The organism is Kribbia dieselivorans NBRC 106261 (assembly GCF_001552435.1).
GTDB lineage: Bacteria > Actinomycetota > Actinomycetes > Actinomycetales > Dermatophilaceae > Kribbia > Kribbia dieselivorans.
This window is the reverse complement of the sequence record NZ_BCRE01000051.1, coordinates 47,808-55,624: the sequence shown is the minus strand read 5'-3', so window position 1 is coordinate 55,624 and position 7,817 is coordinate 47,808. Positions and strand designations below refer to the sequence as shown.

Annotated in this window: 8 protein-coding genes; all 8 read left to right on the top strand. The window is 68.3% G+C overall.

What is annotated here, in order from left to right; genetic code table 11:
* The first annotated feature begins 131 nt into the window (after positions 1-131).
* The 8 genes from KD1_RS05315 (at position 132) to KD1_RS05280 (ending at position 7,799) form a co-directional block, all read left to right on the top strand.
* Positions 132-545 (top strand): helix-turn-helix transcriptional regulator, encoded by a 414-nt coding sequence (locus KD1_RS05315; RefSeq protein ID WP_169795343.1) that lies wholly within the window; start codon positions 132-134, stop codon positions 543-545.
* A gap of 68 nt (positions 546-613) precedes the next feature.
* Entirely contained in the window at positions 614-1,186 is a 573-nt protein-coding gene (locus tag KD1_RS05310) for a GtrA family protein (RefSeq protein WP_083542125.1), read from the top strand.
* Positions 1,187-1,309: 123 nt separating this feature from the next.
* Positions 1,310-2,512: an AI-2E family transporter gene (locus tag KD1_RS05305; protein ID WP_068398540.1), complete on the top strand. Its 1,203-nt coding sequence runs from the start codon at positions 1,310-1,312 to the stop codon at positions 2,510-2,512.
* An 11-nt stretch (positions 2,513-2,523) separates the two neighbouring features.
* On the top strand, positions 2,524-3,642 hold the full coding sequence (gene prfB / locus KD1_RS05300) for a peptide chain release factor 2 (protein ID WP_068398537.1): 1,119 nt from the start codon (positions 2,524-2,526) through the stop codon (positions 3,640-3,642).
* Between the two features lie 42 nt (positions 3,643-3,684).
* Complete coding sequence (locus KD1_RS05295) at positions 3,685-4,236, top strand: DUF1349 domain-containing protein (RefSeq protein WP_281177591.1); 552 nt, start codon at positions 3,685-3,687, stop codon at positions 4,234-4,236.
* 159 nt (positions 4,237-4,395) lie between these two features.
* The gene (gene ftsE / locus KD1_RS05290) at positions 4,396-5,256 is read left to right on the top strand and encodes a cell division ATP-binding protein FtsE (protein WP_083542124.1); all 861 of its coding nucleotides are present in this window, start codon (positions 4,396-4,398) and stop codon (positions 5,254-5,256) included.
* On the top strand, positions 5,256-6,164 hold the full coding sequence (ftsX, locus tag KD1_RS05285) for a permease-like cell division protein FtsX (protein ID WP_068398531.1): 909 nt from the start codon (positions 5,256-5,258) through the stop codon (positions 6,162-6,164). The genes ftsE and ftsX overlap by 1 nt, the downstream gene beginning before the upstream one ends.
* A 150-nt stretch (positions 6,165-6,314) precedes the next feature.
* Positions 6,315-7,799, top strand: a complete 1,485-nt coding sequence (locus tag KD1_RS05280) for a M23 family metallopeptidase (RefSeq protein ID WP_068398528.1) — start codon at positions 6,315-6,317, stop codon at positions 7,797-7,799.
* The last annotated feature ends 18 nt before the right edge of the window (positions 7,800-7,817 follow it).

Sequence of the window (7,817 nt, the reverse complement as noted above, 5' to 3'; positions counted from 1 at the left end):
TATCGACAGTTTGGCAACACATTCGTCATCGGTGCTTATGCGCCGGAAGCGGAGTCTGACCCGCGCGGCTTCGCGAAATCCTGTGAGGCGGCAGAACGGCGCCTTGCAGAACTGGATCAGGAGTAATGGCCATGAAGCTCTCGCACCTTGCCACCCACGATGAGATCAGCGCCCAGCGAAGGGATCACGACCCTGAATACGCCGCCGAGGTGGATCGGCTGGCGCTGGCCAGTGCCGTGAGCGCGATCGTGGTGGATTTCAGGGCCAAGCATCGACTCACGCAGTCTGAGCTCGGCCGCCTGTTGGGGTGGAAGCAGCCCCACGTGGCCCGCCTCGAACGCGGTGACCACGTGCCGGCATTGGAAACTCTGCAACGACTGGCCCGTCACGGCATCGTGACGATCGTCGTGAATGAGAAGGGCACGACGGCCAGCCCAGCCTCGAAGCGCACGATCAATCGCCGCGTGCAGAGCAGGCGCGCGCGGTTGAAGCGACCCCTCCGCGCTGGCGGGAAACGGGCTGTAGCCAGCTCAGGCGCGAGGTGACCACACGACGCTCCGGCCGGCGAGAGTAAAGTCAGACTGTGTTCAGACTTCGCTGAAAGGGTCGGCGCATGGGGGAGAGCGCACACGCCACACCGGCCCGCCGCAGCGCGGCCGATCGGTTCCATGACCTGACGGTCTGGCTGCGCAGCCTGCTGCCCGCGTGGCTGCAGCGTTACATCCCGCACACCGCGATCGGGTTCGCGATGGTGAACTCGACGACCTTCGCCCTTGACTTGGCGCTGCTCTCCTTCTTCTACACGCAACTGCACCTGCCCAACCCGGTGGCCGTGACGCTCGGCTACGTCATCGCGCTGTGCGCCGCGTTCGTGCTCAACAAGTGGCTCAACTTCCGCGCAGAGGGCCATGTCGGGCGGCAGTCCGCCCGGTACGTGCTCACCGTGGCGATCAACTACACGGCCATCATCCTCGGCATCGGCTCGGGCCTGACCACCGTCGGCGTGCCCTACTGGGGCGCGCGCCTCCTCGCCGGTGCGTGCGAGGCCGTGTTCATGTACACCGCGATGCGGTGGTTCGTTTTCGCCAACGGCAAGCCGGAGCCGCAGACCGCCCCCATTCATCTCGACACCACAACGGGATCGATCGACCCGGGCCAGGACCAGCCGGAGCGTCGCATCGCCTGACCGGCGCGCGGCCCGGCCGCCGACGCGCCACCCGCGCGTGCAGTTCCGGGGAGTCGATCCGCCGTTCTGTCCCTACCGGTGACAGACTGTGCCCACCCGACTGCCGCACCCAAGGAGCCACCGGTGACCGACCCGGAGCAGGACACCTCCACGCCCGCCCCCGCGCCCTCCGGCTCCAGCGCGGTCACCGTCCGACAGATCGTCGACGACACCCCGGATCCGAGCCACCAGCACGAGCACCCCCAGGCGTCGCCGACCATCGCCCGCTTGAGCCCGACCCTGACGCTGCTCATCGGCCTGGCCGCCGCCGTCGTCGCGATGGCCGGTCTGCGCACCGTCAGCAGCATCCTCGCGCCGACGTTCCTGGCAATCACGCTCGTCATCGCGGTGTACCCGATCTACAAGCGCACCGCTCGCTTCCTGCCGAAGTGGGCGGCCGCGACGCTCCTGCTCTTCCTGCTCTACGGCATCCTCGTCCTGTTCGTCGGCAGCATGGGTCTGGCCGTGGCTCGACTCGCCGAGACGATGCCCCAGTACTCCGGCAAGTTCAACGCCCTCCTCCAGGACGGCATCGCGCTGGCCGAGCGGCTGGGTCTGAGCAAGGACCAGATCGAGTCGCAGGTCAAGAACTTCGACTACAAGCAGCTCACCGGTCTGGTCCAGACGTTGGCGAACACCCTGAGCAGCACGACCAGTCAGGTCCTCTTCCTGCTCACCGTCATGGTCTTCCTGACGATGGACACCGTCGGGTTCAGCGACCGGCTCAAGAACGTGCACAAGGACAAGCCCGACGTCGCCGACGCCCTCGTCGACTTCGGCTCCCGCGTGCGCACCTACTGGGTCGTCTCGACCGTCTTCGGTCTCATCGTCGCCGCACTCGACGTCGTCGCCCTGTGGATCATCGGAGTCCCGCTGGCGGTCACCTTCGGGCTCTGGGCGTTCGTGACCAACTACATCCCCAACATCGGGTTCGTGCTCGGGCTGATCCCGCCGGCGCTGATGGCGCTGCTCCACGGCGGCTGGGTCGACGCGGTGATCGTCATCATCGCGTACTCGGTGCTCAACTTCTCGATCCAGTCCATCCTGCAGCCGAAGTTCACCGGTGACGCCGTCGGCATCAACCCGACCACCGCGTTCCTGTCGTTGGTGTTCTGGTCGTTCATCTTCGGCCCGCTCGGCGCGCTGCTGGCCATCCCGCTGACCCTGCTCGTCAAGTCCCTGCTCCTCGATCGCGACCCGTCGGCCCAGTGGGTCAACCAGTTCCTCAAGGCCGGCGACAAGGACGACAAGTTCGAGCGAAACGTCGAGCCCGAACCGGGGCGGTAGACTCGCTCCTCGTGGCTGTTGACTTCGACCAAGAGATCCAGGACCTCCGCACGACGATGAGTTCCGTGCGGGAGGTGACGGACCTCGCCGCGTTGGAGGCGCAGATCCACGACCTTGAGCAGCAGTCCGCCGCGCCCGACCTGTGGGACGACCAGGAGAAGGCCCAGCAGGTCACCTCCGCGCTGAGCCGGGCCAAGGCCGAGTTCACCCGTGTCACCGACATGGACCAGCGCATCGAGGACCTCGAGGTCCTCGTCGAGATGGGCCGTGAGGAGAACGACGCCGACACCCTCGCCGAGGCCGAGGCCGAACTGGGCAAGATCACCAAGGCCGTCGGTGAACTCGAGGTACGCACCCTGCTGTCGGGGGAGTACGACGAGCGAGCCGCAGTCGTGACGATCCGCGCCGGCGCCGGCGGGGTCGACGCCGCCGACTTCGCCGAGATGCTCCTGCGCATGTACCTGCGCTGGGCCGAGCGCCACCACTACCCGGTCAAGGTCATGGACACCTCCTACGCCGAGGAGGCCGGCCTGAAGTCGGTGACCTTCGAGGTCAACGTGCCCTACGCCTACGGCAACCTCTCGGTCGAGGGGGGCACCCACCGTCTCGTGCGCATCAGCCCGTTCGACAACCAGGGCCGCCGCCAGACGTCGTTCGCCGCCGTCGAGGTCATCCCGCTCATCGAGAGCACCGACCACGTGGACATCCCCGAGAACGAGATCAAGGTCGACGTCTTCCGCTCGTCCGGCCCCGGCGGTCAAAGCGTCAACACCACCGACTCGGCGGTGCGCATGACGCACATCCCCACGGGCATCGTCGTCTCGATGCAGAACGAGAAGTCGCAGATCCAGAACCGCGCCGCCGCGCTGCGCGTGCTGCAGTCGCGCCTGCTGCTGCAGAAGAAGGCCGAGGAGGCCGCCGCGAAGAAGGAACTCGCCGGCGACATCAAGGCCTCGTGGGGTGACCAGATGCGCTCCTACGTGCTCAACCCGTACCAGATGGTCAAGGACCTGCGCACCAACCACGAGACCGGAAACCCGACCGCGGTCTTCGACGGCGACATCGACGAGTTCATCGAGGCCGGCATCCGCTGGCGCATCGAGCAGGCCAAGGAAAATGCCAACGCCTGACGGAGCGTCCTGACGTCGCCGGCGCCGTGGTCGGGAACATGGTTGAACCCGCCCCCGCGGTCATGTGAGGAGAACGGACACCTCCTGGTGGAGTGCGCCGAGGGCAGCGACTTCTGGGCCGATACGCACTACGGATTTCGGCGTCACTCCGGCCACGCTCTGCTGGTCCCGTTTCAAGCGGGCGAGTCGATGGAAGTGGACTTCCTCGTCGACTACGACGATCTTTACGATCAGGCGGGCGTGCTGGTACGGGCCGATGAGGAGACGTGGGTCAAGGCCGGCGTCGAGATCAGCGACGGTCTGCCCCAGATCGGGGCGGTCGCCACGCTGCCCCGCTCGGACTGGTCGTGCGCGCCCGTTCCCCAGTGGGCCGGCCGTGTGGTCACGTTGCGCGTGTCCCGCATCGGCGACGCGCTCATCTTTCGCGCCAGAAGCGCGGGCCAGTCGTGGCAATTGGTCCGGCTCGCCCCGTTCCCGCCCGACGCGACTGCCTTCGCCGGCCTCTACGCCGCTGCCCCGGAGCGCGCCGGCCTGGTCGTGACGTTCACCCGAATGGCCCTCGGACCGGGCGACGCCGAGTTGCACCTGGCCTAGGGCGAGTCGGGGCCATCGCTCATCCGCCGGCCACCACACCTGACGGAGCGTCGTCCCCGCGCGACACGCCACGATGTGGCCCCGACGTGCGTGTCGGGCTCAGCGCCCTAAGGTGGACGGTGGTCACACGCTCCCGACCGGCAAGGACCCCACCTCCGCATGATTCGCTTCGACCACGTCACCAAGACGTACCCTCGGGGCACCAAGCCCGCCGTCGAGGACATCACCCTGGAGATCAAGCGGGGGGAGTTCGCCTTCATCGTCGGCCCCTCCGGGTCGGGCAAGTCGACCCTGCTGCGGCTGGTGCTGCGCGAGGAACAGGTGAGCGGCGGCGAACTTCTCGTCGCGGGCCACAACCTCCGCAAACTCCCGCACCGCAAGGTCCCGCGGCTGCGCCGCAACATGGGCACGGTCTTCCAGGACTTCCGCCTTCTGCCCAACAAGACCGTCGCCGGCAACGTCGCGTTCGCCCTGCAGGTGACCGGCCGGTCGCGTCGCGAGGTCCGCGAACTCGTGCCCGAGACCCTGGACCTCGTCGGTCTGGGCGGCAAGGAGTCTCGTTACCCCCACGAACTTTCCGGTGGTGAACAGCAGCGCGTGGCCCTGGCCCGCGCGCTGGTCAACCGCCCGCCGATCCTGCTGGCCGACGAGCCCACGGGCAACCTCGATCCGGTCACCTCGCTCGAGATCGTGCGGTTGCTCGAACGCATTCACGAGACCGGCACGACGGTGATGATGGCCACCCACGACGACGCCATCGTCGACGCGCTGCGCAAGCGCGTCGTCGAACTCTCCGACGGGCGGGTCGTACGCGACGAGGAGGACGGCCGGTACGTCGTGCGCGGGGAGTCGCTGCGCTCCGCCACCCGCGAAGGTGACGAGCCGGATCAGACCGAGCCCAACGACGATCCGGCCGAGGACCCGGCTGAGCCACCGCAACGCCTCACCAAGGCGGGGTGGGCCATGGACGACGACGACTGGAGCGCGGATGCCCTGCGCGACCAGGAGGAGGACTTCTGATGGGGCTGGGCACGATCATGGCGGATGCGTGGAACGGCATTCGCCGCAACCTGTCCACGGCCCTGGCCGTCGTCCTGGTCACGCTGGTCTCGGTCTACCTGCTCGGTCTCGGGCTGTTGGCGCAGCGCCAGGCCGACCAGATGAAGGGGTACTGGTACGACCGGGTCCAGGTGTCGATCTACCTGTGCACCGACACCTCGGCCCAACCGAACTGTGACGGCGGTGCGGTCACCGACGCGCAGAAGAGCACGATCGAGTCTCAACTCGACGAGTTGCGCCCGCTGGTCGAGAACGTCTACTACGAGTCCGAGCAGGAGGCGTTCGACCGGTTCCGGGAGCAGTTCAAGAACAGCCCGATCTCGGAGAACGTCCGCGTCGGTGACATCCCGCAGTCCTACCGCGTCCAGTTGTCCGACCCCAGCCGGTACGACGTCGTCGTCTCGTCATTCCAGGGCGCCCCGGGCGTGGCCAGCGTGCAGGACCAGGAAAAGGTCCTCAACCGCTTCTTCAAGGTGATCAACTACATCACCGGGTTCTCGGTCCTGCTGGCGGCGCTGATGGCGCTGTGTGCCGTGCTGCTCATGGGCACGACGATCCGGCAGGCCGCGTTCACCCGACGCCGCGAGATCTCCATCATGAAATTGGTCGGAGCGTCGAACTGGACGATTCGTACTCCGTTCCTTCTCGAGGTCATCATCGCCGGCGTCATCGGCACCCTCGGCGCCATCGGGCTGCTGTGGGCCACGGTGCACTTCATCTTCAACCGGTACCTGAACACGATCCTGCTCGACCAGGCGATGATCGGGGCCGCCGACGTGTGGGTCATCGCACCGTGGCTGCTCGGCGGAGTCGTCGTGCTGGCGGTTGTCACCGGGGCAACGACCCTGTGGCGGTACCTGCGCGTCTGACCGACGCCCCCTCACGGTCCGCCCCCTCGCGGTTCGAGGTATTACGCGGCGGGAACCCGCCGCGTAATACCTCGAACCGGGGAGGGTGCATCACAAGGGTTGGGCGCGTCCTTGGCCCGATCGGGGGTCATCGGGCTATCCTCGATCGCGATGCCGTCGTCACACGAGCCCCAGAAGACTCACTCGACCGCCCGCGCCGCCGTTGCCGCGCTGGCGGCCGTTGCTGTGCTCACCGGTGGCACGCTGGTCGCCACCGACACGCTCTCGTCGGCTCCGGCGGTGGCGGCGGACGACCCGAGCCAGCAGAAGAAACGCGCCGACCAGCGCGCCGAGTCGCTGCGCGGTGACATCCACGAGACCTCCGCCGCGCTCCAGCGCAGCCAGGCGGCGTTGAACCGCACCCGCGCGAAGTTGCCCGCGGCCCGCGCGAAGGTCACCAGCGCCCGCTCCGCCGAGACGGCCGCGGCCAAGCGGCACACCGAGGCCATGGCCCGGGAAGCCGCCGCCGCCGAGAAGGCCGCCGAGGCGGCAGCCGCCCTCAAGGTCGCCCAGGCCAACGAACAGCGGGCCCGTGACGACATCGCCTCGACGAACACCAAGATCAGCGACACCCGCGACCGGGTGGCCGGCTTCGCCGCGCAGATGTACCAGGAGCAGGGGCTCGGCCAGCTGTCCGTGGCCATGAGCGCCGAGTCGCCCGATGACCTCGCCACGCGTCTGGCCATGGCCGACACCGTCATGGAGGTGCAGAACAGCGCCATCGGTGACCTGGCCACCACTCGCGCGAACCTCGTTGCCAAGCAGGACAACCTCAAGGCCCTCCGCGGCGAGAGCGAGGTCGCCAAGACCAACGCCGACACCGCCGAGCGCGCTGCCGAGGACGCTCAGGTGGCGGCGCAGGACGCGTTGGCGCAGGCCGGTGTGGCCCGTCGCGACGCGGAGTCGGCGCAGGCGGTGCTGCGGGGGATCGAGAACTCGCAGCGCAACCAGGCGGCTCGGTTCGACCGGCAGAAGAAGGCTGAGGAGGCGTCCCTGGCCAAGACCGAGGCATGGTCGAACCGGTTGCAGGGCATCCTTGAGGCGCGCGCACTTCGAGCCCGGCTGCGGGCCGAGCGGATCGCGTCGGAGAAGGCAGCACGCCGCGCCGAGCAGGCGGCGGCGTTGGCGGCGGCGAAGGCCGGTGCCAGCAGCAACTCGGGCTCCAGTGGCGGCGGGGGAGCCACCCAATCGGCGCCCTCGGGCAACGGCGTCATCTCCGCCCCGTCCAACGGCGTCGTGACGAGCGAGTTCGGGCCGCGGCTGCACCCGATCCTGAACTTCTGGCGCCTGCACAGCGGCCGCGACTACTCCGCCGGTTGTGGTGCGCCGGTCTACGCGGCGGCCAGCGGCACGATCGTCTCGGCCGGGGTGGCCGGCGGTTACGGCAACCAACTCGTCATCGACCATGGCGTCAAGCGGGGCGTGGGGCTGGCGACGACGTACAACCACCTGTCCTCGTTCGTCCGCACGAGCGGGCGGGTCCAGCGCGGTGAGCTCATCGCCCGCGAGGGCACCACCGGCATGTCCACGGGCTGTCACCTGCACTTCGAGACGCGCGAGAACGGTGTGCCCGTCGACCCGCGCAAGTGGCTCTGACCCGTCCCCGACCCGGCC

Excerpts from the sequence above, each read along its gene's own strand:
- KD1_RS05310 (WP_083542125.1), top strand. The coding sequence starts at position 614 with ATGGGGGAGAGCGCACACGCCACACCGGCCCGCCGCAGCGCGGCCGAT.
- ftsE (WP_083542124.1), top strand. The coding sequence starts at position 4,396 with ATGATTCGCTTCGACCACGTCACCAAGACGTACCCTCGGGGCACCAAG.
- KD1_RS05315 (WP_169795343.1), top strand. The coding sequence starts at position 132 with ATGAAGCTCTCGCACCTTGCCACCCACGATGAGATCAGCGCCCAGCGA.
- KD1_RS05280 (WP_068398528.1), top strand. The coding sequence starts at position 6,315 with ATGCCGTCGTCACACGAGCCCCAGAAGACTCACTCGACCGCCCGCGCC.
- ftsX (WP_068398531.1), top strand. The coding sequence starts at position 5,256 with ATGGGGCTGGGCACGATCATGGCGGATGCGTGGAACGGCATTCGCCGC.